This is a genomic window from Bradyrhizobium sp. AUGA SZCCT0177 (assembly GCF_018130125.1).
In the GTDB taxonomy this organism is placed as follows: domain Bacteria; phylum Pseudomonadota; class Alphaproteobacteria; order Rhizobiales; family Xanthobacteraceae; genus Bradyrhizobium.
Genome location: NZ_JAFCMA010000026.1, coordinates 1 through 25,634, shown reverse-complemented (window position 1 = coordinate 25,634; position 25,634 = coordinate 1). Strand labels below are relative to the sequence as shown.

At 63.4% G+C, this 25,634-nt stretch carries 22 protein-coding genes; 13 read left to right on the top strand and 9 right to left on the bottom strand.

The window, feature by feature from the left end; all coding sequences use genetic code 11:
* Positions 1-25: 25 nt before the first annotated feature.
* Positions 26-388 (bottom strand): hypothetical protein, encoded by a 363-nt coding sequence (locus tag JQ597_RS26770; RefSeq protein ID WP_212268336.1) that lies wholly within the window; start codon positions 386-388, stop codon positions 26-28.
* A 318-nt stretch (positions 389-706) separates the two neighbouring features.
* On the opposite strand from JQ597_RS26770, the gene JQ597_RS26765 reads away from it, so the two are divergent.
* Both JQ597_RS26765 and htpX read left to right on the top strand, forming a co-directional pair.
* Entirely contained in the window at positions 707-1,546 is an 840-nt protein-coding gene (locus JQ597_RS26765) for an outer membrane protein (protein WP_212268334.1), read from the top strand.
* Between the two features lie 263 nt (positions 1,547-1,809).
* The gene (gene htpX / locus JQ597_RS26760; RefSeq protein WP_212268332.1) at positions 1,810-2,748 is read left to right on the top strand and encodes a zinc metalloprotease HtpX; all 939 of its coding nucleotides are present in this window, start codon (positions 1,810-1,812) and stop codon (positions 2,746-2,748) included.
* A 785-nt stretch (positions 2,749-3,533) separates the two neighbouring features.
* On the opposite strand, the gene JQ597_RS26755 is transcribed toward htpX, so the two are convergent.
* A complete protein-coding gene (locus JQ597_RS26755) occupies positions 3,534-4,313 on the bottom strand; it encodes an SDR family NAD(P)-dependent oxidoreductase (RefSeq protein ID WP_212268330.1) in 780 nt (259 codons plus the stop codon).
* Between the two features lie 241 nt (positions 4,314-4,554).
* Here JQ597_RS26755 and JQ597_RS26750 point away from each other — a divergent pair, with 241 nt between their 5' ends.
* Genes JQ597_RS26750 through JQ597_RS26740 form a run of 3 tightly spaced genes read left to right on the top strand, consistent with a single transcriptional unit; the run spans position 4,555 to position 6,705 of the window.
* Entirely contained in the window at positions 4,555-5,346 is a 792-nt protein-coding gene (locus JQ597_RS26750) for an enoyl-CoA hydratase/isomerase (protein ID WP_212268328.1), read from the top strand.
* A complete protein-coding gene (locus tag JQ597_RS26745; RefSeq protein WP_212268326.1) occupies positions 5,343-6,329 on the top strand; it encodes a phosphotransferase family protein in 987 nt (328 codons plus the stop codon). The genes JQ597_RS26750 and JQ597_RS26745 overlap by 4 nt, the downstream gene beginning before the upstream one ends.
* Position 6,330: 1 nt before the next feature.
* Positions 6,331-6,705: a DUF6285 domain-containing protein gene (locus JQ597_RS26740; RefSeq protein WP_212268324.1), complete on the top strand. Its 375-nt coding sequence runs from the start codon at positions 6,331-6,333 to the stop codon at positions 6,703-6,705.
* A gap of 114 nt (positions 6,706-6,819) precedes the next feature.
* On the opposite strand, the gene JQ597_RS26735 is transcribed toward JQ597_RS26740, so the two are convergent.
* Positions 6,820-7,599, bottom strand: a complete 780-nt coding sequence (locus tag JQ597_RS26735; RefSeq protein WP_212268322.1) for an enoyl-CoA hydratase-related protein — start codon at positions 7,597-7,599, stop codon at positions 6,820-6,822.
* A 204-nt stretch (positions 7,600-7,803) separates the two neighbouring features.
* On the opposite strand from JQ597_RS26735, the gene JQ597_RS26730 reads away from it, so the two are divergent.
* Positions 7,804-9,078 carry an acyl-CoA dehydrogenase family protein gene (locus JQ597_RS26730; RefSeq protein WP_212000641.1) on the top strand — a complete coding sequence of 425 codons (1,275 nt, stop codon included), beginning with the start codon at positions 7,804-7,806 and terminating at the stop codon, positions 9,076-9,078.
* A 172-nt stretch (positions 9,079-9,250) separates the two neighbouring features.
* Here JQ597_RS26730 and JQ597_RS26725 read toward each other — a convergent pair whose 3' ends face one another.
* Positions 9,251-10,831 (bottom strand): fatty acid--CoA ligase, encoded by a 1,581-nt coding sequence (locus JQ597_RS26725; RefSeq protein WP_212268319.1) that lies wholly within the window; start codon positions 10,829-10,831, stop codon positions 9,251-9,253.
* Between the two features lie 219 nt (positions 10,832-11,050).
* A complete protein-coding gene (locus tag JQ597_RS26720; RefSeq protein ID WP_212268317.1) occupies positions 11,051-11,923 on the bottom strand; it encodes an SDR family oxidoreductase in 873 nt (290 codons plus the stop codon).
* Positions 11,924-12,027: 104 nt separating this feature from the next.
* Between JQ597_RS26720 and JQ597_RS26715 the strand changes: the two genes are divergently transcribed.
* The 3 genes from JQ597_RS26715 to ppc all read left to right on the top strand — a co-directional run bounded on the left by JQ597_RS26715 (position 12,028) and on the right by ppc (position 17,426).
* The gene (locus JQ597_RS26715) at positions 12,028-12,840 is read left to right on the top strand and encodes a crotonase/enoyl-CoA hydratase family protein (RefSeq protein ID WP_212268315.1); all 813 of its coding nucleotides are present in this window, start codon (positions 12,028-12,030) and stop codon (positions 12,838-12,840) included.
* A 135-nt stretch (positions 12,841-12,975) separates the two neighbouring features.
* A complete protein-coding gene (locus tag JQ597_RS26710; protein WP_212268313.1) occupies positions 12,976-14,520 on the top strand; it encodes an acyl-CoA synthetase in 1,545 nt (514 codons plus the stop codon).
* 122 nt (positions 14,521-14,642) lie between these two features.
* Positions 14,643-17,426 carry a phosphoenolpyruvate carboxylase gene (gene ppc, locus JQ597_RS26705; RefSeq protein ID WP_212268310.1) on the top strand — a complete coding sequence of 928 codons (2,784 nt, stop codon included), beginning with the start codon at positions 14,643-14,645 and terminating at the stop codon, positions 17,424-17,426.
* 81 nt (positions 17,427-17,507) lie between these two features.
* On the opposite strand, the gene JQ597_RS26700 is transcribed toward ppc, so the two are convergent.
* The 4 genes from JQ597_RS26700 to JQ597_RS26685 form a co-directional block, all read right to left on the bottom strand.
* The gene (locus JQ597_RS26700) at positions 17,508-18,443 is read right to left on the bottom strand and encodes an SMP-30/gluconolactonase/LRE family protein (protein WP_212268511.1); all 936 of its coding nucleotides are present in this window, start codon (positions 18,441-18,443) and stop codon (positions 17,508-17,510) included.
* Between the two features lie 454 nt (positions 18,444-18,897).
* Positions 18,898-19,812, bottom strand: coding sequence for an SDR family oxidoreductase (locus JQ597_RS26695; protein ID WP_212268309.1), 915 nt, complete (start codon positions 19,810-19,812; stop codon positions 18,898-18,900).
* A gap of 135 nt (positions 19,813-19,947) precedes the next feature.
* Positions 19,948-21,087, bottom strand: a complete 1,140-nt coding sequence (locus JQ597_RS26690) for a thiolase C-terminal domain-containing protein (protein WP_212268307.1) — start codon at positions 21,085-21,087, stop codon at positions 19,948-19,950.
* A gap of 5 nt (positions 21,088-21,092) precedes the next feature.
* Positions 21,093-21,506 (bottom strand): Zn-ribbon domain-containing OB-fold protein, encoded by a 414-nt coding sequence (locus JQ597_RS26685; RefSeq protein WP_212033379.1) that lies wholly within the window; start codon positions 21,504-21,506, stop codon positions 21,093-21,095.
* A gap of 213 nt (positions 21,507-21,719) precedes the next feature.
* Here JQ597_RS26685 and JQ597_RS26680 point away from each other — a divergent pair, with 213 nt between their 5' ends.
* From JQ597_RS26680 to JQ597_RS26665, 4 genes are read left to right on the top strand one after another with little or no spacing between them, the layout of a single operon-like run.
* A complete protein-coding gene (locus tag JQ597_RS26680) occupies positions 21,720-23,060 on the top strand; it encodes an acyclic terpene utilization AtuA family protein (RefSeq protein ID WP_212268305.1) in 1,341 nt (446 codons plus the stop codon).
* A 1-nt stretch (position 23,061) separates the two neighbouring features.
* On the top strand, positions 23,062-23,382 hold the full coding sequence (locus tag JQ597_RS26675) for an AtuA-related protein (protein WP_212268303.1): 321 nt from the start codon (positions 23,062-23,064) through the stop codon (positions 23,380-23,382).
* 29 nt (positions 23,383-23,411) lie between these two features.
* Positions 23,412-24,767: an amidase gene (locus tag JQ597_RS26670; protein WP_212268301.1), complete on the top strand. Its 1,356-nt coding sequence runs from the start codon at positions 23,412-23,414 to the stop codon at positions 24,765-24,767.
* Positions 24,760-25,446 (top strand): DUF2848 domain-containing protein, encoded by a 687-nt coding sequence (locus JQ597_RS26665; protein WP_212268509.1) that lies wholly within the window; start codon positions 24,760-24,762, stop codon positions 25,444-25,446. Before JQ597_RS26670 ends, JQ597_RS26665 begins: the two co-directional genes overlap by 8 nt.
* The last annotated feature ends 188 nt before the right edge of the window (positions 25,447-25,634 follow it).

Here is a 25,634-nt window from a genome sequence, read left to right as displayed (position 1 = left end):
GAACGCGCCGCCGGGACGTCGGGCGTTAAGCCGAACGGACCAGGGAGCGGGGAGGTCTTGGCGGGGGATGTTGGCCGAGGCTGTCGGCCTCGGGGTCGCTGCCGGGCGCCAGCAGCCGGACCGTGACGGGCCGGATTTCAATCATTCCGACCGGCGATGGCGCGTGAAAATTGGTGACCATGCAAAGCGCCATTAGCGGGCACTGGTCGCAATCCATGGGCACGGATTTGTCCGGGCAGCATGGCATCTCGGCGGCCATTTCCGCCGCCACCGGCGCAGTCATGGCCACACCGTTGCCCGCATTCGCAGGCCGGGAAAGCGGCGCAAACACGAGCCCGGCGATCACAAAGATCGCCAGCAGTCGGGAAAGGTGGATCGAGATTTTCACAGGCGCATTTTCTCACGAACCGGCCGCCAAGGAAACCGCTGCGAACCCCTAACCGGATCACTAATCCGCCAGAATTCCGGAGCGGACGGCTTGATTTGCCTCAAATGGCCGACCGCTGGCGGGCGATCCAGCATCCCCGGATCCGGATGGGAGAGCCAAAACGGCACAAGCGCGCGCCGTGAACGCAAGGCCTCCGCGGAGGTTGCAAGCCAGCGCTATTCTACGGACTGTTGTGCCCTGGCAACAGTCCGGCACACAAGGCTCTGATACAGTCTCGGTACATTTACTGAGTCCTGAACGGATCTACCGGAGGTTACTGTGAAAAAACTGGTTGTTGCACTGCTCTTGGTCGCTGCGGGTACTGTCGGCGCATCTGCCGCGGACCTTGGCCCTCGGACCTATAGCAAGGCGCCCGTTGCGGTGGCCCCGATCTATAACTGGACCGGGTTTTACGTCGGTCTGAACGCCGGCGGCGCCTGGAATGACTCCAATCCGACCACCAGGACGCTGTTTCCGGTGGCATCCTACTTTGCCGACAGCAGCGTGACGGCCATTGGGATTGCCGGCGACCAGAAGGTCAATCGCTCCGGTTTCACCGGCGGCGTGACCGGTGGATACAACTGGCAGATCAACAATGCCGTGGTTGGCCTCGAGGCCGATTTCAACTATTTCGGCGTAAGGGGATCGACCGCCAACACCACGGTCTATCCGTGCTGCGCGCCGACCTCCTTCACCATTAATTCGTCGGTATCCACCGACTGGTTGGCAACGGTTCGTGGGCGCGTCGGCTTTCTCGCAACGCCAGCCTTCCTGATCTACGGCACCGGCGGTCTTGCCGTCGCCAACGTGAAGGCCAACTACCTCTTCACCGATACCTTCGCGGCGGCCAATGAATCCGCCTCGATCTCTTCGACCCGGTATGGCTGGACCGCCGGCGTCGGTGGCGAATATGCCCTGATGAACGGTTGGTCGATCAAGGCCGAATATCTTTACGTCGATCTCGGCCGGGCCAGCACGACCAGCAACAACCTGTCGGTCTTTGCGGGTGCGACTCCCTTGCCGCTCCAGACCTTCACCCATACCGTCAATTTGACCTCGAACATCGGCCGGGTGGGCATCAACTACAAGTTCGGCGGCCCGGTCGTCGCCAAATATTGATTTGACGTCTGGATATTCCTGCTGACCGCAGCAGGCGAAAGCCCCGGCATCGCCGGGGCTTTTTTTTATCGATGGAAGGCGCAGCGCAAGCGCCAGAATGGCCTTCGTTCCCGTTCCACCGGATTACATTTCCGTAATCCGCCGTGCCCGCTTCGCCCGCCGCGGCGCCTCGACGCAGCACGGCTTCTTGAAGGGGCCCCGGCGGGCTTCCTACATCTGGGATGCCTGTCACGGCGCATCGCCGCGGCAGCAGGGAGACAAGTATGAGCTATTTCAAGACTGCCATTCTCTTGGCCGGTCTTACCGGCCTCTTCATGGGCGTCGGCTATCTCTTCGGCGGGGCCACCGGCGCCATGATCGCGCTTGTGATCGCCGCCGCGACCAATCTGTTCGCCTACTGGAACTCGGACCGCATGGTGCTGTCGATGTACGGCGCCCATGAGGTCGACCGGCAAACCGCGCCCGACCTTTACAACCTCGTGGCTGAGCTTGCCGGGCGCGCCGGCCTGCCGATGCCGCGCGTCTTCGTGATGGACGAGGCGCAGCCCAACGCGTTCGCCACCGGCCGCAATCCGCAGAACGCGGCGGTTGCCGTGACCACGGGCCTGATGCACTCGCTCAGCCGCGAGGAACTGGCCGGCGTGATCGCGCACGAGCTCGCGCACATCAAGAACCACGACACGTTGCTGATGACGATCACCGCGACCATTGCCGGCGCCATCTCGATGGTGGCGCAGTTCGGCGCGTTCTTCGGCGGCAACCGCGACAACAACCACGGCCCCGGCATCATCGGCTCGATCGCGATGATGATCCTGGCGCCGCTCGGCGCCATGCTGGTGCAGATGGCGATCAGCCGGACGCGCGAATACGCCGCCGACGATCTCGGTGCGCGCATCGTGGGTCAGCCGATGTGGCTTGCGTCTGCGCTGTCCAAGATTGCCGGCGCGGCGCACCAGGTGCCGAACATGGAGGCCGAGCGCAATCCGGCGACGGCGCACATGTTCATCATCAACCCGCTGTCGGGACACGGCGTCGACAATCTGTTCACGACGCACCCCTCGACCGAGAACCGCATCGCCGCCCTGCAGCAGCTCGCGGCGGAGTTGGGCGCGGGCAGCACGGCTTCCGCTGGTGCCGGTCGCAACACGCCGCGCCGCGGTCCGTGGGGCCGCCCCTCGGCCTCGCGCGGCCCTTGGGGATGAAGCTGTAGGTCTCCCACTTTCGTCATTCCGGGACGCGCCACTTGGCGCGGGCCCGGAATCCATTAGGCCGCATGCGCTGTCGCTCGCTGGATTCCGGGCTCTCGCTACGCGAGCCCTCAGATGCGCAATTGCGCATCGGGGAATGACGACGGAGAGATCTGCGACAAATTAACCCGACGGGCAAAATTACGCTTCCCTCGTCGGGCAAATCAGCGGTTTGAATCGTCGCGTCCCGCCCGACAAGAGGGGCGTTGCGCACGTCACGAACGCGCGGCGGGATGCGGTGGACGCTTGTTTGCGCTGAGACGACGGCGTGGATTAAGCGTACGGCAAAACCGTGTGGTCCTGGCGCCCGTTGCCGGCGTCAAGCTGTCGGAGAAGCGTGAGCGGAAACGATAGCGACGGAGTCAACAAGAACTCGTCTCCGGGGAGATCACGGCATAAGCCGTAAAGCCATTGCGCAGGGAAGGCCGGGTGTTCTCCGCTGCCCTGTATGCTCGTGTGCAGCCTACTTAGTGCAAACCGCACACGGGACCGCGGGTGCAGCGCGCACCCGGTCTTCCCTGCGCCCTCTCGATAAGAGGGCGGGAAGTTTCTGGCAAAGCTCGGGCGCAATGCGTCGCGGGAATAATTTTCGTCGTCCCGGCGAAGGCCGGGACCCATACGCCGCGGCCCATCAATTGGAGCGCTGGCGTTGGAGACCTTCTGCAAACAACATCCGCCGCGGAGTATGGGTCCCGGCGTTCGCCGGGACGACGTGTGGAGAGCCAGTCGCCGCGACCTAACTAGAACGCCGTATACCCGCCATCGATCACAAAGCAATCCGCCGTATGATATGACGACGCCTGGCTCATGATGTACACCGCGATGCCGCCGAAATCGCTGGGCTCGCCGAACCGGCGCACCGGAATGCGCGGCATCACGTTGGCGACGAACTTGTCATTCGCCATGATGCCCGCCGTCATGTCGCTCTTGATCCAGCCGGGCAGGATCGCGTTCGCGGTGACGCCGTGACGCGCGAGTTCGACCGCGAGCGCGCGGCACAATGCGTTCAGTGCGGCCTTGGTGCCGGCGTAGTGCTCGTTGCGCGCGGTGCCGAACAGGGAGGCGAGACTCGAGGTCGCGACCAGACGGCCGAACTTGTCGCCGCCTTCCGCGCGCTCGGTCATGTGGCGGGCGGCGGCCTGGAACACGTGGAAGACGCCGTCGAGATTGGTCGCGAACACTTTTCGCCATTCCTCCTCGGTGCGGTCGATGAAGGCGCGCCGTCCGCCGCCGCCGATGCCGGCATTGGCAAAGCAACCGTCGACGCGGCCGAGCGCATCCAGCGTGGCCTTCATCGCAGCCTTGACGGAGGCGGGGTCACTGACGTCGCAGATGCGGGTGTCGACCTTGCCGGGACCCTTGGCGAGGCTTGCTGCCGCGCTCGCATTCTTGTCGGCGTTGCGGCCCCAGATCGAAACGGTGCATCCGGCCGCATTCAGCGCTTGCGCGATGCCGAGACCGATGCCGCCATTACCGCCGGTGACGACAGCGACACGGCCGGAGAGGTCGAAAATGCTCATGAATGTATCCCTTGGGTGTTTCCATTTGGTCTGGCGCGCGTTAGGGCATGATCCGGAAAAGTGGACGCCGGTTTTCCGACAAGAATCATGCCCAAGACAACAAGGTTTGCGCCCAGTGGTGGGCAGAGGTTCAGTCCGACCATGGACAAGCCCGTCAGGAAAATCAAATATGGGCCCAGACAACACATCCGACCCATCGCGCAAGCCTGATAGCGCGTAAACACAACTCGCGAGGAAACAAATGCAGTTCAAGCACGTCACGCTCGATTTCGATGGCTCGGTCGCCATTTTGAAACTCGACCACCAGGAGGTCATGAACGCGGTTTCGATCGACATGCTGGGCGGCCTCGGCGAGGCGCTGGATGCGATCGAGGACAGGAAGGCGGAGGTGCGCTGCCTTGTGATCACGGGGGCCGGCCGCGCGTTCTGTACGGGTGCCAATTTGCAGGGCCGCAACAACGCCAAGCCGGGCCGGGTCAATGCCGGCGCGGCGCTGGAAACCGCGTTTCATCCGTTCCTGCGCCGCCTGCGCAACCTGCATTGCCCGATCGTGACCGCCGTCAACGGCCCCGCCGCCGGCGCCGGCATGAGCTTCGCGCTGATGGGCGACATGATCCTGTGCGCGCGCTCGTCCTACTTCCTGCAGGCGTTCCGCCGCATCGGCCTGGTGCCGGATTGCGGATCGACCTGGTTGTTGCCGCGGATGATCGGCAAGGCGCGCTCGGTCGAGCTGTCGCTGATGGGCGAACGGCTGCCGGCGGAAAAGGCGCTGGAATGGGGCCTCGTCAACCGCGTCCATGACGATGCGGTCTTGATGGAAGAGGCGATGAAGCTGGCGCAGGATCTTGCCAATGGTCCCACGATCGCGCTGTCGCTGATCCGAAAACTCTATTGGGACAGCCCGGAAAACTCCTACGAGGAGCAGCTCAACCTCGAATTCGAGTCGCAACGCATCGCGGGCTCGGCGGAAGATTTCAAGGAAGGCGTCACCGCGTTCCTTGAAAAGCGCCCCGCCAAGTTCAGGGGCAAATGATCGAGGCCGAACTCGGACGCTGCGTCGCCGCCTGGTATCCGGGCGCGACCGGCGTCACTGGCGCGGCAAAACTTTCCGGCGGCGCCAGCCAGGAAACCTGGACGTTCGACATCGTGCACCCGGGCGGCACTGTCGGCGCGATCCTGCGCCGTGCGCCGCCGGGCTATGGCGCGTCACCCGGCCGCGCCGCAGGGCTCGACGCGGAAGCAACGCTGATGCAGCTCGCGCACGACGCTGGCCTGCCGTCGCCGCGCGTGATGCATGTCTTGAAGCCCGAGGACGAACTCGGCACCGGCTTCATCATGCAGCGGATCGAGGGCGAGACCATCGCGCGAAAAATTCTGCGCGACGAACAATTCGCACAAGCGCGCCCGATACTGGCGCGCCAGCTTGGTGGGGTGGTCGCGGGCATCCACGGCTTGCCGGCGGCAAAACTGCCAAAGCTGCGCGAGATGACGGCGACAAAGGAAATCGCCGATCTCGATCGGGAGTATCGCAGTTTTGGCCGGCCGCGTCCGGTGTTCGAGCTGGCACTGCGCTGGCTGCGCGAACGCGATCCCGGCCCGTCAAGGGAAGTAACGCTGGTGCACGGCGATTTTCGCCACGGCAACCTCATCATCGGGCCCGACGGCGTCCGCGCCGTGCTGGATTGGGAGCTGGCGCATTTCGGCGACCCGATGGAGGATTTGGGATGGATCTGCGTCAACTCCTGGCGCTTTGGCGAGATCGACAAGCCGGTCGGCGGCTTTGGTTCGCGCGAGGACCTGTTCGCCGGCTATGAAGCGGCCGGGCGCAAGGCCGATCCCGACCGCGTGATGTTCTGGGAAGTGATGGGCACGCTGCGCTGGGGCATCATGTGCTGCGGCATGATGCAGCGGTTTCGCCAAGGCCCCGATCATTCGATGGAGCGCGCCATGATCGGCCGCCGCTCGTCGGAGACGGAGATTGATTTGCTGAGATTGCTAGCCCCGAGGGGGAAATAAGATGCAGGACGAACCGACACCCACCGAACTGATCAAGGCGGTCGCGGAGTTTCTGCGCAACGAGATCACGCCCGCCATCAAGGGCCACAACGCCTTCAAGCTCCGCGTCGCCATCAACGGGCTCGATCTGGTGACGCGGCAACTGGCGCTGGAAGGCGATAGCGATAGCGCAGAGGCCGCGCGGCTCAAGCAACTGCTCGGCATCGACGGTGCGCTGCTCGACCTCAACCGCGCGCTGTCGGATAAAATTGCCAAGGGCGAAGTCGATCTGCAGACGCCGGGGCTGGCCGATCATCTCTGGCAAACCACGATGGACAAGCTCGCGGTCGATCAGCCGAACTACGCGTCGTACAAGCGGGAGTTGGGGAATAAGTAGGGTAGGCACGATTCTATCGTCATGACCGGCTTGTCCCGGCCATCCACGACTTGGCGTCTGCAACGAAAGACGTGGATGCCCGGGACAAGCCCGGGCATGACGGAGAGAGTGAATTTACTTCCCCAGCCATTTCGGCGCGCGCTTCTCCGAAAACGCCTTCGGTCCCTCGATGTAATCCTGCGAGGCCGCCATCGCCTTCACCGCCGGGTATTCGCGCTGTTCGGCGATCGCCTGTTCCAGCGAGACCGCCATGCCCTTCTGGATCGCTTGTTTGGAGGCGCGGATCGACATCGGCGAGTTCTTGGCGATGGTCTCGGCCCAGCGCTCAGCGGCCGCCAGCGCTTCGCCGGCAGGAACCACTTCATTGACGAAACCGAGTTCAAGGCCCTCCTTGGCCGAGACGTGGCGCGCAGTCAGGATCATGCCCATGGCGCGCTTCATGCCGATCTGGCGCGGCAGCCGGTGCACGCCGCCGGCAAGCGCAGCAAGGCCGACGCGCGGTTCGGGCAATGCGAAGGTGGCATTCTCCGAGGCAATGATGAGGTCGCAGGCCAGCGCGATCTCGAACCCGCCGCCCATCGCGACGCCGTTGACGGCGGCGATGATCGGCTTGTCGCAGTCGAACCGCGAGGTGAGGCCGGCAAAGCCGCCCTTGTCCCAGCCGCGCTTGCCGCCGGCCGCCTGCCATTTCAGATCGTTGCCGGCGCAAAAGGCCTTGTCGCCGGCGCCGGTGACGATTGCGACCCACTGGTCGGGATCGGCGGAGAAATCGTCGAACACCTTGTTGAGTTCGAAATGCGCGTCGATATGCAGCGCATTGTACACTTCGGGGCGATTCAACGTGATGATCGTGATCGGACCCTTGCGTGTGACCTTGGAGAATTTGAGATCCATGTTCGCTCCCGCTGTTTTTCTGTGACGAGGAATAATAGCGCGGTGCCAGCCGCCGGAACCCATTCAATTACGCAAGCGAGCCGCGCGTCACAAGCGATATTCCGTTGCTTGACTTAGGCATGCTCTTCCAACCTTAATCGTAATGCGCCGCCTGGTCCGGCTAGCCACTAAACACAATAAACGACATTTTCGGGAGAGACCGCCGTGGATTTTGCATTGCCCGCCGACCTCGTCGCTTACCTCGACGAACTCGACAAGTTCATCGCGCGCGAGATCAAGCCGCTGGAAGAGGCCGACGACAACATCCGCTTTTTCGACCATCGCCGCGAATGGGCGCGCACCGATTTCGACAAGGGCGGTTTGCCGCGGCATGAATGGGAAGCGCTGCTGCGCAAGGCCAAGAACCTCGCCGATGCCGCCGGGCACTTGCGGTTTGCGATCCCGAAGCGCTACGGCGGCAAGGACGGCTCCAACCTCTGGATGGCCGTGATCCGCGAGCATTTCGCGTCCCAGGGACTGGGCCTGCACAACGATCTGCAGAACGAGCATTCGATCGTCGGTAACCTCCCGATCGTGACCATGCTCGACCGCTATGGCACCGACGAACAGAAGGCGATGATCGACGGTTCGATCACCGGGAAGTACCGCATCACCTTTGGTCTCACGGAACCCGAGCACGGCTCCGACGCTACCCATATGGAAACAAGGGCGGTGCCGGCGACCCGTGACAACGTCAAGGGCTGGATCGTCAACGGCCAGAAGATGTGGACCACGGGCATGCATGTGGCGACGCATTGCGCGCTGTTCGCCCGCACCTCAGGCAATGACGGCGACGCGCGCGGCATCACCTGTCTCCTGGTGCCGGCCAAAGCCGAGGGCGTGAAGGTCGAGGAATATATGTGGACCTTCAACATGCCGACCGATCACCCCCGCGTCAGTTTTACCGACGTGTTCGTGCCTGATGACGCGCTGTTCGGCGAGGTCGGCCGCGGCCTGTCGCTGGCGCAATGCTTCGTGCATGAGAACCGCATCCGGCAGGCGGCGAGTTCGCTCGGCGCTGCCGTCTATTGCATTAACGAAAGCGTCAAATACGCGCGCGAGCGAAAGCCGTTCGGCAAGGCGCTGGCCGAGAACCAGGCGATCCAGTGGCCGCTGGTGGAACTCGCTACACAAGCCGAGATGCTGCGGCTGTTGATCCGCAAGACGGCGTGGGAAATGGACAAGCTGACCCAGGCGGAGGTCGAGCACACACTCTCCGACAGGGTCTCGATGTGCAATTTCTGGGCAAATCGCCTCTGCTGCGAAGCCGCCGACCGCGCCATGCAGGTCCATGGCGGCATGGGTTATTCGCGCCACAAACCGTTCGAGCACATCTACCGCCACCACCGCCGCTACCGCATCACCGAAGGCAGCGAGGAAATCCAGAAGCGGAAAGTCGCGGGATTCCTGTTCGGGTATATGGGGGCAGGGAAGCATTGAGGGGAGTGATGGGCCTCACTCTATCAACACGTCGTCCCGGCCTTGAGCCGGGACCCATAACCACAGGGCGCAGTGTGAGGCACTATATTCAAACAAGGCAACGAACAGCTTGCTGCAATTATTGAAAGCACGGCGTATGGGCCCCGGCTCAAGGCCGGGGCGACAAGAGAGATCAATTCACCTGCCGGTCCTTCCCCGTCCAATACGGGTCGCGCAAACTCCGCCGCAAAATCTTGCCCGACGGATTGCGCGGCAGCGCCTCGAGAAAATCCACCGACTTCGGTGTCTTGAAGCCGGCAATGCGTTCGCGGGTGAAGTTGATGATGTCGGCGGAAGTAGCTTGCTTGCCCGGCTTCATCACCACGATCGCCTTGACCGCTTCGCCCCATTTGTCGTCGGGGATGCCGATGACAGCGGCTTCGGCGACGTCAGGGTGATCGCAGATCGCGCTCTCGACTTCGGCGGGATAGATGTTCTCGCCGCCGGAGATGATCATGTCCTTGATGCGGTCGTGGATGTAGAGGTAGCCATCCTTGTCCATGTAGCCGGCATCGCCGGTGCGCAGCCAGCCGTCGCGGTCGAGCGTCTTGGCGGTGGCTTCCGGCAGGTTCCAGTAGCCGACCATGTTGGAGCCCGAACGCGTGGCGATCTCGCCGACTTCACCGACCGGCAACCGCGTGCCGTCGGCGTCGAGGATCGCAAGCTCAATACCGGGCAGGGCCTTGCCGGCCGAGCGCATGCGGTCGAGGCCCTCGATATGGTCCTCCGGCGGCAGCGCCACGATGGTGCCTGTCGTTTCGGTCATGCCGTACATCTGCACAAAGCCGCATTTGAAGACTTCGATGCATTCCTTCAGCAGCGCCGCCGGTATAGGCGAGGCGCCGTAGAGCATGTATTTCAGCCGCGAGAAATCGACCTGTCTCGCGCGCGGCTGCCGGACCACGAACTGCATCGCGGCCGGCACCATGAACAGCTTTGTAATTCCGGACTGCTCGAAGAAATCCAGCACCTTGGTGGGATCGAACTCGCGCGCGATCACGCCCTTGGCGCCGTGATAGAGCCCCATCACGCCCCAGCCGGAGCCGCCGATGTGAAAGATCGGCATCGCCACCAGCGAGACGTCGTCGGTCGACCATTTGTTCCAGTCGGGCTTCTCGGCTTCGTTGCCGGTCTGCACCAGGTTGAGGAAATTGGCGTGCGACAGCATCGCGCCCTTCGGCTTGCCTGTCGTGCCCGACGTGTAGAGCTGGATCGCGACGTCCTTGGGGCTGATCGGCACCTTGGGGTCATCGCCGCTCTGCGCATCGCGCCACGCCGTGAAATCCGGCCATTCCGGCGCGCCACCTTCGGTGGTGATGACGGTGCGGAGGTCAGGCAGCTGCGGCTTGATGTTGCGGGCTTGCGTGATGAACTCCGGTCCGACGAACAGCATCGGCGCCCGGCAGTCCGCGACGATGAAGGCGACCTCGGGGCCGGCCAGCCGCCAGTTCACCGGCGCCATCACCACATTGGCCTTCATCGCGCCCATCAGCAGTTCGAAATAGATGTCGCTGTTCTTGCCGAGATAGGCGATGCGCTCGCCCGGCTTGACGCCAAGTGCGATCAGCGCATTCGCGACGCGGTTGGTCTTGATGTCGAACTCGGCGAAGCTGGTCTGACGTCCCTCGAATTCATAGACCAGCGCATTGCCGCGGCTCCTGGCGCGCTCGCGCACCATCTCGGCAAGGTTTGCCGGCGCTTGTGTGGCGGACATGTTTCTCCCGTCGTGTCTTATTTTCGTTGCACCGAGTTTGGCGGTATCCGCCAGCAAAAACAATACGGCATGGCTGGCGTTCCCCGGATGCTGCGCAGCGCGCCGCACTTGCGGCGTGGTGCGCTGCTGCGCCGGGGTCCATCTGTGTTGCAGCGAATTGGGTCCCGGCTCTGCGGAGCAGCGTTGCACGCTGCACCGCGTCCGGGACACGAGATAACGTCACCCTCTCGCCGCGCGGTCCTTTTCGTTCTGCGCCTTGATCGAATCGCGCGCATGCTCCCAGTCGGCATCGGACCACTCGCGCAGCTCGTAGAAGTTTCCGCCGGTTGCCAGCGCCTGTGCGCCGTCCATCGCAATGGTCTCACCGTTGATCCAGTCGCAACCGCCCGAGATCAGGAACACGGCAAGGTTCTGCAATTCTTCCATCTTGCCGACGCGGCCCATCGGATTTCTGGCGATGGTGCGTGCACCGGGTTCATCGCCCGGGTTGAGACGCTTGCTCATGCCCTCGGTCGGAATTTCGCCGGGCGCGATGGTGTTGAGGCGAATGCCGTATTTGCCCCATTCCATCGCCAGCGACATGGTCATGGCATGGATCGCCGATTTGCTCATCGCCGACGGCACCACATAGGGCGAACCGTTGCGGACCCAGGTCACGGTGACCGACACCACATTGCCGCGCTGCTTCTCGGCAATCCAGCGGCGGCCGATAGCGTGGGTGACATAGAACGTGCCGTGCATCACGATATTGGCAATCGCGTCGAAGCCGCGTGGCGTCAGGTCCTGGGTGCGCGAGACGAAATTACCGGCGGCGTTGTTGATGAGATCGGTGAGCGGACCGCCGGTCCAGATCTGTTCGATCATCTCGTCGACCGCAAGCGCGTTGCGGATATCGACGCCGTGGCTGACCACACGTCCGCCGTGCAGATCCATCAATTCGGTCGCGGTCTCGTCGCACACGCTCTTGCGACGGCCGCAGATATGGACCTCGGCGCCAAGCTCAAGGAATCGCGCTGCCATGGATTTGCCGAGGCCGGTACCGCCCCCGGTCACGAGAATGCGTCGCCCGGCGAGAAGCTGATCGTTGAACATCGTTTCCACCCGAAAGGAATTGCTGTTAATTGGTCGATTGACTAAATCCGGACAACGCCGTTCTGTAAAGCGATAACAGCGAATAGCAGTGGAGGAGAATTCTCATGGAGCAGCGCGTTTCGATATCGATTTCGGACGGCATTGCCGACGTCCGGCTGGTACGAGCGGACAAAATGAACGCGCTCGATGCCGCGATGTTCGAGGCGATTGTCGCTGCAACTGAACGGCTTGCGCATGAAAAAGGGGTCCGGGCGGTAGTATTGTCCGGCGAAGGTCGGTCGTTCTGCGCCGGCCTCGATATGGGCCGTTTCGCCGCGATGAAGGAGCAGGGCGGTAACGGGATCGCCGGCGGAGAGAAGCGCGACCTTTCCGCGCGCACCCATGGCCTCGCCAATTTTCCACAGCAGGCGGTGTGGGGCTGGCGGCAACTTCCGGTGCCGGTGATTGCGGCGATTCAGGGCGTCGCCTTCGGCGGCGGGTTCCAGCTCGCGCTCGGCGCCGACATGCGCTTCCTCACCCCTGATGCACGGATGTCGATCATGGAAATCAAGTGGGGCCTGGTGCCTGATATGGCGGGCACGCCGATCCTCGCAAGCCTCGTGCGCGACGATATCCTGCGCGACCTCACCTACACCGGGCGCATCTTCTCGGCGCAGGAAGCGATGAGCTATGGCCTTGCAACGCGGATCTGCGACGACCCGCGCGCCGCGGCCTTCGAGGTTGCGCGTGAGATCGCCGGCAAGAGCCCCGACGCGATCCGCGCCGCCAAGCGAATGCTCAACAATTTGTCCGTCGATCCCGGCCCGGCATTGCTTGCCGAATCCGTTGAGCAGATGAAGCTGATGGGCGGTCCCAACCAGCAGGAGGCCGTGCGCGCCAATCTGGAGAAGCGGGCACCGAAGTTTGCGGATATCTAGCTTCTCGCCGTCATGGCCGGGCTTGTCCCGGCCATCCACGTCTTCTTTTCGAAAACAGAAGCAAGACGTGGATCACCGGGACAAGCCCGGTGATGACGGAAACACTCAGTGGTCTCTAATAATGAAAACAAAGCAATGACCGAAACATCCCCCTTCCTCGGCATCATCAGCGGCGAGCGCCGGCGCGAGCACGCCGAGGTCGCCGAGCGCACCGACCGCATCGCCAGCGGCCTGCATCAGCTCGGTGTCAAGCCGGGCGACAGCGTATGCATGCTGATGCGCAACGACATCGCCTTCATCGAGGCCGCTTATTCCGCGATGCGGCTCGGCGCTTACGGCGTTCCCGTGAACTGGCACTTCAAGCCGGAGGAAATCAACTACGTGCTGGAGGATTCCGGCACTTCGGTGTTGATCGCGCATGCCGACATGCTGCATCAGCTGCGGGACGCGATTCCGTCGGGCGTCACCGCGCTCAGCGTGCCGACGCCGCCGGAAATCCTGGCCAACTACAAGATCAACCCCGATCATCTCTCAACGCCGGATTTCGCGATCGACTTCGAATCCTGGCTCCGGCAGCAGCCGCGCTATGACGGGCCGGTGGTGCCGCAGCCGCAGAACATGATCTACACCTCGGGCACCACGGGCCACCCGAAGGGCGTGCGCCGCTTTGCACCGACGCCGGCGCAGAGCGCCAATGCCGAAGCCATGCGAGCGATGATTTACGGCCTCAAGCCGGGCGCGCGCACGATCCTGCCGGGGCCGCTGTATCACTCCGCGCCGAACTCGTTCGGCCTGCGCGCCGGACGGCTTGGTGGCGCGCTGATATTGATGCCGCGCTTCGAGCCGGAGGAATTTCTGCGGCTGATCGAAACCGAGCGGGTCGACACGATCTTCATGGTGCCAACCATGTTCATCCGGCTGATGAAGCTGCCGGAGGAAGTGCGCAGGAGGTACGACGTGTCGTCACTGCGGCATATCATTCACGCCGCCGCGCCCTGTCCGGCCGACGTCAAGCGCGCGATGATCGAATGGTGGGGACCGGTGATCTACGAATTCTACGGCTCGACCGAATCCGGCGCCGTCACCTTTGCCAATTCCGAGGACGCGCTGAAGAAGCCCGGCACCGTCGGCAAGATATCGCCGGGCGCTGAACTGCGCTTCATCGGCGATGACGGGCGCGTGTTGCCGCCGGGCGAGATCGGCGAAATCTATTCGCGGATATCCGGCAATCCGGATTTCACCTACCACAACAAACCGGAGAAGCGTTCCGAGATCGACCGCGAGGGATTCATTACCTCGGGCGATGTCGGCTATATCGATCAGGACGGCTATGTCTTCATCTGCGACCGCAAGCGCGACATGGTGATTTCGGGCGGCGTCAACATCTACCCGGCGGAAATCGAAGCCGCACTGCACGCCGTGCCTGGCGTCCATGACTGCGCGGTGTTCGGCATTCCCGACGAGGAGTTCGGCGAAGCGTTGATGGCGGTCGTGGAGCCGCAACCGGGCGTGACGCTTGATGTCGCCGCGGTCCGCGCCCAGCTGAAGACCTCGCTGGCCGATTACAAGGTGCCCAAGCACGTCGAAATCCAGGCCAATCTGCCGCGGGAAGATTCCGGCAAGATCTTCAAACGCCGCCTGCGCGATCCCTATTGGGAGCGGGCAGGGCGGCGGATTTAGGGGGCGCGCTCCTCAGGAGGAGGTCGGTTAGTTTCTGCACCGCCTCCATCTTTATCTTGCACTGCGGCAAAAAACTTGCACACTCCAGAACTTGCCGGGCAAGCCCTCTGGAGTAGCAAGCCATGTCACCCCAGACCATGCCTTCCGATCCTGAAGTCCGTGCCAATCGCGTCGAAGACGCGGAGGACGCCCGGCTGAGGAACGATATCAGGCTGCTCGGGCGCATTCTCGGCGATACTGTGCGTGACCAGGAAGGCGCCGACGTCTTCGGCCTGGTCGAGCGTATCCGGCAGACCTCGATCCGGTTCCATCGCGACGACGACAAGCCGGCGCGGCGCGAGCTCGAACAGATCCTCGACAGCATGTCGATTAGCCAGACGGTGCGGATCGTGCGCGCCTTCAGCTATTTCTCGCATCTGGCCAACATTGCCGAAGACCAGAACAACATCCGCCAGATGCGGGCGCGGACCGGGCCGGGCGGGGCGCCGCGCGCCAGCATGCTGGCCCAGACCCTGGCGCACGCGCGCACGGCCGGCATCAGCGCCGCCGATCTGCGCAAGTTCTTTGCAAGCGCCCAAGTCAGTCCGGTCCTCACGGCCCATCCGACCGAAGTCCGCCGCAAGAGCACGATCGACCGCGAAATGGAGATCGCCGCGCTGCTCGACCGCAAGGAGCGGGTGCAACTGACGCCCGATGAGGTCGAGGCCAGCGACGAGCAATTGCGCCGCGCGGTGCTGACGTTGTGGAAGACCAACCTCTTGCGCCGGACCAAGCTCACGGTGCTCGACGAGGTCGCCAATGGCCTGTCGTTCTACGACTACACGTTCCTGCATGAGGTGCCGCGGCTGCATTGCGCGCTGGAGGACCGGCTGAACGAGGGCGACAGCTCGAGGGGCGAACTGGCTTCGTTTCTCAAGATGGGAAGCTGGATCGGCGGCGACCGCGACGGCAATCCGTTCGTGACCGCCGACGTGGTGCGCGGGACGCTGAAATTGCAGTCCAGCCGGGTGCTGCGGTTTTATCTGGAGGAATTGCATCTCCTCGGCGCCGAATTGTCGATGGCGGCGCATCTGGCCGATGTTTCCAAGGATTTGCGTGTCCTTGCGGAGCGCTCGCCGGATAAGTCGCCGCACCGAAGCGGCGAGCCCTATCGTCTTGCGGTATCCGGCATCTACGCGCGCCTCACCGCGACCGCGACGCGGCTGGACGTGGAGACCAGACGCCCGGCGGTCGGCGAGGCCGCGCCTTACTCCGATGTCGCGGAATTCAAGGCCGATCTCGATATCCTCTATCGCTCGCTGATCTCGAACAATTCCGGCGTGATTGCGCGCGGGCGATTGCGCCTGTTGCGCCGGGCCGTGGATTGCTTCGGTTTCCACCTCGCGAGCCTCGATATCAGGCAAAATTCGGCGGTGCACGAACGCACCGTCGCGGAGTTGATCGACGCGGCGATGCCCGGCATGTCCTATCTGGCGTTGAACGAGGAGGCGCGGATCGCCTTGCTCGTCAAGGAACTCGGCAACGCGCGTCCGCTGACGTCGGCCTTTGTGAAATACAGCGAGGAGACAATCGGCGAACTCGCGCTATTCCATGCCGCCGCCGACGCGCATGCCCGTTATGGTTCCGCCGCGATCCCCCAGTGCATCATCTCCATGTGCAAGGGGGTGTCCGACATGCTGGAAGTCGCGCTGCTGCTGAAGGAAGCCGGCCTCGTTCGCCCCTCGGGCCGTTGCGCGATCAACATCGTGCCGCTGTTCGAGACCATCGAGGACCTTCAGGGCTCCAGCGGCATCATGGACCGCATATTGTCGCTGCACGATTACCGCAAACTGGTCGACAGTCGCAGCGCGATTCAGGAAGTGATGCTCGGCTATTCCGACAGCAACAAGGACGGCGGCTTTGTCACGTCGGGCTGGGAACTCTACAAGGCCGAAATCGGCCTGATCGAGGTGTTCGAACGCCATCACGTCCGCCTGCGGCTGTTCCACGGCCGCGGCGGATCGGTCGGCCGCGGCGGCGGACCGAGCTATGACGCGATTATCGCGCAGCCCGGCGGCGCGGTGAACGGCCAGATTCGCATCACCGAGCAGGGCGAGATCATCTCCAGCAAATATTCCAACGCCGAAGTCGGCCGCAACAATCTCGAAATTCTGACGGCGGCGACGTTGGAGGCGAGCCTGCTGCAGCCGAAGCACAGCGCGCCGCGTCCGGAATATCTGAAGGCCATGGAGGAATTGTCCGCACTGGCCTTCAGGGCTTATCGCGGGCTGGTCTACGAGACCGAGGGCTTCGCCGACTACTTCTGGGGCTCCACCGTCATCAACGAGATCGCCACGCTCAACATCGGCAGCCGCCCGGCTTCACGCAAGAAAACCCGCGAGATCGAGGATCTGCGCGCGATTCCCTGGGTGTTCAGCTGGGCGCAATGCCGCCTGATGCTGCCGGGTTGGTATGGCTTTGCCAGCGCGGTGGAGACCTGGATTGCGGAACATCCCGAGCAGGGCATGCCGTTCCTGCAGGAGCTCTATCGCGAATGGCCGTTCTTCCGGATGCTGTTGTCGAACATGGACATGGTGCTGGCCAAGAGCTCGATCGCGATCGCCTCGCGCTATGCCGAACTGGTGCCTGACGTGGCGCTGCGCGAAAGCATTTTCGGGCGCATCCGCGGCGAGTGGCATAGCTGTATCGATTTGCTGCTGAAGATCATGCAGCAGGAGCGCCTGCTGCAGAGCAACCCGCTGCTTGAGCGCTCGATCCGCAACCGCTTTCCCTATCTCGACCCGCTCAACCATGTGCAGGTCGAACTGCTGAAGGAGCACCGCGCACAAAACCCCGACGAGCAGGTGCTGCGCGGCATTCAGATCACCATCAACGGCGTTTCGGCGGGATTGCGCAATAGCGGGTAGGAAGCGGCGAATAGCGAATGGCGAGTAGCGAATGGAAAAGTCCCCATTCGCTATTCGCCACTCCCCATTCGCCTCCTCAGGTCACGGCTTCATCGCGCCCTGCGCACTGGTGTAGACGGCGTAGAGCGATGACGAGCCGCAGATGTAGAGCCGGTTACGCTGCATGCCGCCGAAGCACAGGTTTGCGACCGTCTCCGGGACGTGGATCTTGCCGAGCAGATCGCCGTCAGGCATGTAGCAGCGCACGCCGTCCTCGTTCGGATCGCCCCAACCCACGGAGCACCACAGGCGCCCGGCGGTGTCGCAGCGAAGCCCGTCGGTAATGCTGGGCTTGGGCATCTCGGCAAAGACCTTGCTGTTCGAGAGTTTTCCGCCCGCGAGATCCACATCGAACACGCGGATATGTGACGGGTTGTCCGGCCCGTCGGTGAAGCCGGTGTCGCAGATATAGAGCTTCTTCTCGTCGGGCGAGAAGCAAAGGCCGTTGGGCTGCACGAAGTCATCGACGACCATCTTGATGTCGCCGGATTTCGGATCGACCCGGTAGACGTTCTTCTTGTCCTGCTCGGCATCGGCTTTGATGCCCTCATAAAAGCCGCCGATACCGTAGGCCGGATCGCAGAACCAGATCGAACCATCGGCCGCGACGACCGCGTCGTTCGGCGAATTCAGCTTCTTGCCATTATACTTGTCGGCGATGATGGTGATCGAGCCGTCGAGTTCGGTGCGGGTCACCCGTCGGCCGCTATGTTCGCAGGTGATCAGGCGTCCTTCCCGATCGATGGTGTTGCCGTTCGAATTCATCGATGGTTGGCGGTAGACGCTGACGTGACCGTCATCCTCCGAGAAGCGCATGATGCGGTTGTTGGGAATGTCGGAGAACAGCACGTAGCGGCCGGCCGGGAAGTAAACCGGCCCCTCGGCCCAGCGGAAGCCGGTTGCGACGCGCTCGACGGCCATGGTGCCGGCAAAGGCCGGGAAACCGGTAGGCCCGAACGAAACCCCCTTCTTTTTCATCGACTCAAGGCGGGCATCCGGATAGCGGGCCCCGGGTAGCGGACCCAGGGGCAGCGGGCCGGTTGACGGGGTTGGGACACCCGATTGGCCTAGCGGGGCTACGCTTGCCGCGGAGGCCGCTGTCATGGTTACGGCCGTGGTGGCCAGCACGGTTGCACCGCGCAAGAGCGCGCGGCGATCCAGTCCGTTCGCCTTGGCGTCAGTGGAGTGAGGTACATGGGGTAGCGGAGTTGTCATTTTTTCCTCCCAGTTTTTCGTTGGAAGGAAATCATGTGCCCGCAATTGGGCGTAAAGCAGGCGAGTTTCGCTCGAACAACCTGGGGATGGTATTTGGCGCGGAAGTCGTCGCCTCATCCCGAGGGGCCGCGCCAGCGGCGTCCGGAGGGATCGCCGCGGGCTTCGGGGTTCGAGACGCGCGAAGACGCGCGCCTCACAAAGTGCTGACCTTGGTGGCTCAGATCGGATCCCAGGTGAAAACATCGGCCGAGCGATCGAGCTTGGCGAATGATCCCTTCAGCGCCGGCATGCCGTGCTCGGCGATGGTCTGGGGCGTCCAGCCTTCGCTGCGGTGAACCGAGCGCACCGGACGATGCTGGCCGAACAGGAAAATCTCGTTCATGCGCACGCCAAAAATCTGTCCGGTGACGTCCTTGGCGTCGTCGCTGAGCAGATGGGCGCAGACCGGCGCGATCTTCTCCGGTCCCATCTGCTGGATCTTCGCGACGCGCGCCTTCTCGGCTTCGGTCTCGGTCGGGATGGTGCCGATCATGCGGGTCCAGGCGAATGGCGAGACGCAGTTCGAGCGCACGTTGAAGCGGCCCATGTCGAGCGCGATCGACTTCGAGAGGCCGACGATGCCGAGCTTGGCGGCGGCGTAGTTGGCCTGGCCGAAATTGCCGATCAGTCCCGAGGTCGAGGTGAAGTGCACGAAGGAGCCGCTCTCCTGTTCGCGGAACAGCCGCGCCGCGGCGTGGCTGACGTAGAACGAGCCCATCAGATGCACCTTGATGACGGATTCGAACGCTTCCACGCTCATCTTGTGGAAGATCATGTCGCGCAGGATGCCGGCATTGTTGACGACGCCGTCGAGCCGGCCGAAATGATCGGTCGCCGTCTTCACGATCTTGCTCGCGGGGATCGCTTCCGCCACCGACTCGAAATTGGCAACCGCCGTGCCGCCGCGCTTCTTGATTTCTTCCACCACTTCCTCGGCGGGAGCTGCGCTGTTGCCCGCGCCGTCGGCGGCGCCGCCGGGATCGTTGACCACGACCTTTGCCCCTTCGGCGGCACAGAGCAGGGCGATCTCCCTGCCGATGCCGCGGCCCGCGCCGGTGACGATGATGACTTTGTCTTGCAGTGATTTGGTCATGGTGGTTCTCCGTCCTGTTTGTCGATAGCTGAAGGAAGCTCGGTCTTGTCATGCGCGGGCTTGACCCGCGCATCCATCCTTCTTCGGAGGATGATGGATTGCCGGGTCAAGCCCGGCAATGACAGATCAGACCTTTCACTTCTCGTTCGTAAAAATGATCGTGCCGGACGCCGCGAACATGCCGCCGACGCCGTGGCACACCGATATCCTGGCGTCCTTGACTTGCGCCGGCGCGATGCCGCGCATTTGCCGCACGCTCTCCTGCAGCGCATACATGCCGTACATGCCCGAATGCATGTAGCTCAGGCCGCCGCCATTGGTGTTGAGCGGCAGCTTGCCGCCGGGGCGCGTGTTGCCCTCGGCGATGAACCTGCCGGTTTCTTCGTGCGGCATGAAGCCGAGATCGCCGAGACCGAACAGCGGCAGATGCGCGAAGGCGTCGTAGATCATCAGATGATCGACGTCCTTGTGGGCGATGCCGGCCTCCTTGAACGCGAGCGGTCCCGCCGTCGTGAAGGCGCGCGAGGAGTTGAAGGTCTCCATCTGGCTGACCATCGGCGTTTCCACACTCTCGCCGGTGCCGAGGATATAGACCGGCTTCTGCGGAAAATCCTTGGCGCGGTCGGCCGAGGTGAGGATCAGCGCGCCGCCGCCGTCGGTGACGAGGCAGCATTGCAGGATGCGGAACGGATAGGCGATCATCTTCGAGTTCAGCACGTCCTCGACCGTGATCGGCGCCTTCATGGTGGCGCGCGGATTCTTCGCGGCCCATTCGCGCTGCACCACCGCGACCATGGCGATCTGCTCATGGGTGATGCCATAGGTCTTCATGTAGCGCAGCACGGGTATCGGAAACATGCTGGGCGGACCGAACACGCCGAACGGCGACTCGAACTGGCCGTTGAGGCTGTCCGGCGGCGTCGAGCGCGGCAGCTTTCCGATCATCGACTTGCCGCTCTCGGCGTGCGTGATCAGCACGGTCTTGCAGAGGCCTGCCTCGATCGCGGCCGCGGCGTGGCGGACATGCAGCATGAACGAACAGCCGCCGACGGAGGTGCCGTCGACCCAGGTCGGCTTGATGCCGAGGTAATGGGCGATCTGCTGCGGGGTTTCCACCGCGGTGGCGATGCCGTCGATGTCTGACAGTTTCAGTCCGGCATCGGCGATGGCGTTGAGCGCCGCATCCGCGTGCAGCTGGATCTGCGACATGTTCGGGATGACGCCGAGTTCGGTGGTCTCGGCGGCGCCGACGACGGCGACCTGGTTTCTGCGCATGGTGCTTAACCCTTCGCCGGACGGAACTGGGGAAGGGTGATCTTGTCGTCGAGCTTTTCGAAGGCGACCTCGAGCTTCATGTCGAGTTCGAGCGCTTCGGGCGTCTGCGGGCAATCGATGATGTTGCTCATCATGCGCGGACCTTCGTCGAGTTCGACGACGGCGATCGCGTAAGGCGGCGTAAAGCCGGGCGCGGCGGGGCGATGGTTGATGACATAGCTGTAAAGCTTGGCCTTGCCGCTCGCCTTGAACACGCTGACCTTGCGCGAGGCGCAGGACGGGCAGAACGGGCGCGGCGGGAAATAGACGTTGGCGCAGGCATCGCAGCGCTGCAGGCGCAATTCGCCGGCCGCAGTACCGTCCCAAAAATGCTGGGTTTCCGGGGTCGGCTTCGGTTTAGCGCGCGCTGGCTCCGCCATATCAGGCATTCCTCCTTGAGGCGGGCATCGGCCCGCATGTTGCGATCTTGATGCGACATTTGACCATTCCCCGTCAACGGTCCAGCCGTGCCGCCGCATGGCCGCATTCCCGAGAAGCCAAGGGTGCGTGGAGGGCGCTTGTATGCCAGTGATTTCCCGCGCTAGGGTGTTGCTGATTGCGCCGCACGGAATGAGCGCGATGACGGAGACGATGTGCGAACGATTCGAATAGGATCCGGTGCCGGCTATTCGGGCGATCGCATCGAGCCCGCGATTGAACTCGCCGAAAAGGGCGACATCCAGTACCTGGTGTTCGAGTGCCTCGGCGAGCGCACGGTAGCATTGGCGCAGCAGGCGCGCATGAAAAACCCCGACGGCGGCTACGATCCGCTGCTCGAAGAGCGGATGCGTGCGGTGCTGCCGATTTGTGCGGCCAAAGGCGTCAAGATCGTCACCAATATGGGCGCGGCCAATCCGGAAGCCGCCGCACGCCGGACCGCCGAGATCGCGAAGTCGCTTGGGCTGTCCTCGCTGAAAATCGCCGCCATCGTCGGTGACGACGTGCTCGATGCCTGCAAGGACGGCGATCTGCCGATCATGGAATTCGACGGCACCATCAAGCAGCTCGGTAACCGCCTGCTGTCGGCAAATGCCTATCTCGGCGCCGAGCCGATGGCAGAGGCACTGATTGCTGGCGCCGATATCGTCATCACCGGGCGGGCTTCCGATCCGGCGCTGTTTCTGGCGCCGATGATCCACGCCTTTGGCTGGGCGATGGACGACTGGAACTTGCTCGGGCAGGGCACCGTCGCCGGGCATCTGCTGGAATGTGCGGGCCAGATCACCGGCGGCTATTTTGCCGATCCTGGCTACAAGGATGTTCCGGACCTGGCGCGGCTCGGTTTTCCGATCGGTGAAGTCGGCGAGGACGGCAGCCTTGTCATCACCAAGGTGAAGGGTTCCGGTGGCGCGGTAACGGCACGGACTTGCAAGGAGCAGTTGCTCTACGAGGTGCACGATCCCCGGCAGTATTTCCAGCCGGACGTGGTCGCGGATTTTTCGCAAGTGACTATTGAGGAGATCGGGCCCGATCGTGTTCGCGTCAGCGGCGGGCGCGGCCACCAGCGAACCGAGACACTGAAAGTCTCGGTCGGCTATGTCGACAGCTATATCGGTGAAGGGCAGATTTCCTACGCCGGCCCCGGTGCGCTGGCGCGCGGCCGGCTCGCGCTGGAGATCGTGCGCGAACGGCTGAAGTTGACGGGCGTGGAATCCAACGAGTTGCGGTTCGAACTGGTCGGCGTCGATTCCCTGCATGGCGCGGAAGTCTCGGGCCGCACGAACGAGCCCTATGAAGTGCGCGTTCGGGTCGCGGGGCGCACGGAAAATCTGCGCGAGGCGGTCAGGATCGGCAACGAGGTCGAAACGCTCTATACCAACGGCCCTGCCGCCGGCGGCGGCGCCTGGAAATCGGCGCGTGATGTGGTCGCGGTGGCGTCGGTGCTGTTGCCGCGCGATCTGGCGAAACCGCAAGTTCGTTTCGTGGGGGCATAAGGTGAAGCTGCGCGAGATCGCCCATTCCCGCACCGGCGACAAGGGCAACACATCGAATATTTCCGTCATCGCCTATGATGCGAAGCATTATCCGCTGCTGCGCGAGCAGGTCACCAGCGAACGGGTGAAGGCGCATTTCGCCGGGGTCGTCGAGGGCGAAGTGGTTCGCTACGAGCTGCCCAATCTGTCGGCCTTGAATTTCGTGATGACGCAGGCGCTCGGCGGCGGCGTCACCCGTTCGCTGGCGCTGGATGCCCATGGCAAATCGTTGAGTTCGGCCCTGCTCGATCTCGACATTGATCCCGGATCAGACGACAAGTAGCGAAGCAAAGAGAAGCAGCGAGAGAACTCATGCCGAACACAACAACATTTGCCTCACTCGCCGCCGATCTCGAAAGCGGAGCGACTTCCGCCCGCAAGCTGGTCGAGGAATGTCTCACCAAAATCGCCGACGCCTCGGGTGAGGGGTCACGCGCGTTCATCCATGTCGACAAGGAAGGCGCCCTGGGCGCGGCGGACGCGATGGACCGGCTGCGCAAGGCGCACGCGGTGCCGTCGCCGTTTGCCGGCATCCCGGTCTCGATCAAGGATTTGTTCGACATCAAGGGGCAGGTGACCCGCGCCGGCTCGCGGGCACTCGAGGAAGACTGCACGCCGGCGGAGGCCGATGCGCCCGTGGTGGCGCGGTTGCGCCGGGCCGGCTTCATCGTGATCGGCCGCACCAACATGACCGAGTTCGCCTATTCCGGCATCGGCATCAATCCGCATTACGGCACGCCGAAAAGCACCTGGAACCGCAGCGTCGGCCACGTGCCCGGTGGCTCGTCCTCGGGTGCGGCGGTCTCGGTCGCCGACGGCATGGCCCATGGCGCGCTCGGCACCGATACCGGCGGTTCCTGCCGGATTCCAGCGGCCTTCAACGGCATCGTCGGCTTCAAGCCGACGCAACGCCGCGTGCCGCTCGACGGCGGCGTGCCGCTGTCCTTCTCGCTCGACAGTTTCGGGCCGCTGGCACGCACGGTGCAGTGCTGCGCGACGATGGACGCCGTGCTGGCTGATGAGCCTGAGCTACCGGTGTTGCAGCCGCGCCCTGTCAGGGGCATGCGGCTGGCGGTGCCGACCACGGTCGCGCTCGATGATCTCGATGACGAGGTCGCCAGGACGTTCGAGCGCGCATTGGAAACGTTGTCGCGGCAGGGCGCGCTGATCGAACGGATCGAGGTGCCGGAATTTCTCGATGTCGGCGCGATGAACGCCAAGGGTGGCTTTGCGGCTTCGGAAAGCTATGCCTGGCACCGCTATCTGATCGTGAGCAAAGGCGACGTCTACGATCCCCGCGTGCACGTCCGCATTCTGCGCGGCGAAGGCATGAGTGCGGCCGACTATATCGATCTGCTCGGCGCGCGAAAGTCGTTCATCGCGCACACCGAGGCGCGCATCGCGCCCTATGACGCGCTGGTCATGCCGACCACGGCCAACACCCCGCCTGTCATTGCCGACCTCGCCGATGACAAGGCGTTTGCCACGCAGAACCTGCGCGCGCTGCGCAATTGCACGCTGATCAACATGCTCGACGGCTGCGCGATCTCGCTGCCCGCGCATCGCGAAGGCGAGGTGCCGGTCGGGCTCATGCTCGCGGGAGCGGGCGGAAGAGACCGCTGCATCTTTGAACTTGCGGCCGGAATGGAGAATGTCATCCGTGGTTGATCTTACCTTTACTGTTCAAGACAAGGGCGCGCCGACGCCGCTGACGCTTGCGATCGATCAGGCCGTGATTGCCGGCTGGACCGGGCGCGATCCGGTGGCGCGCGACAAGCACATTGCCGAGTTGGAAGCGATCGGCATCGCGCGGCCGGCCTCGACGCCGATCTACTACCGTGTCTCCGCGTGCCGGATCACCACCACTGACAGCATCGAAGTCAGCGGCGGCGATTCCAGCGGCGAGGTCGAGTTCGTGCTGATCGGCTGGCAAGGCCGCGTCCTTGTCGGCTGCGGCTCCGACCATACCGATCGCCAGGTGGAAGCCTACAGCGTCACGGTTTCAAAACAGATGTGCGACAAGCCGATGGCCTCCGTGCTGTGGGAGCTGGAGGACGTCATTGGTCACTGGGACCAGATGATCCTGCGCTCCTGGGCCGTCATCGACGGCGCGCGGGTGCTGTACCAGGAAGGCACGCTCGATGCCATGCTGCCGGTCAAGGACCTGATCGAACGCGGCTTTGGCGGCAAGGGCCTGCCGGATGGTTGCGCGATGTTCGGCGGCACCTTTGCGGCCAAGGGCGGCATCCGCCCGGCGAGCCGGTTCGAGTTCGAACTGGAAGACCCGGTGCTGAAGCGCAAGATCGGCCACGGCTATGATGTGATTGCACTGCCGGTGCTGGGTTGATTTGTCGTCCCGGCCTAGTGCGCAATTGCGCACGGGGGCCGGGATCCATACCGCGTGATCTGTCGGTAAGGCACGACGGCAGAGGCCTTTCGCAACATTCCAGCCGGTGGTTATGGGTCGTAAGTCTCGGTGCCTCGATTAAGATGGGGCGATCGAGGCGGGCGTTGCGGGGTTTATGGGAGGTCGTT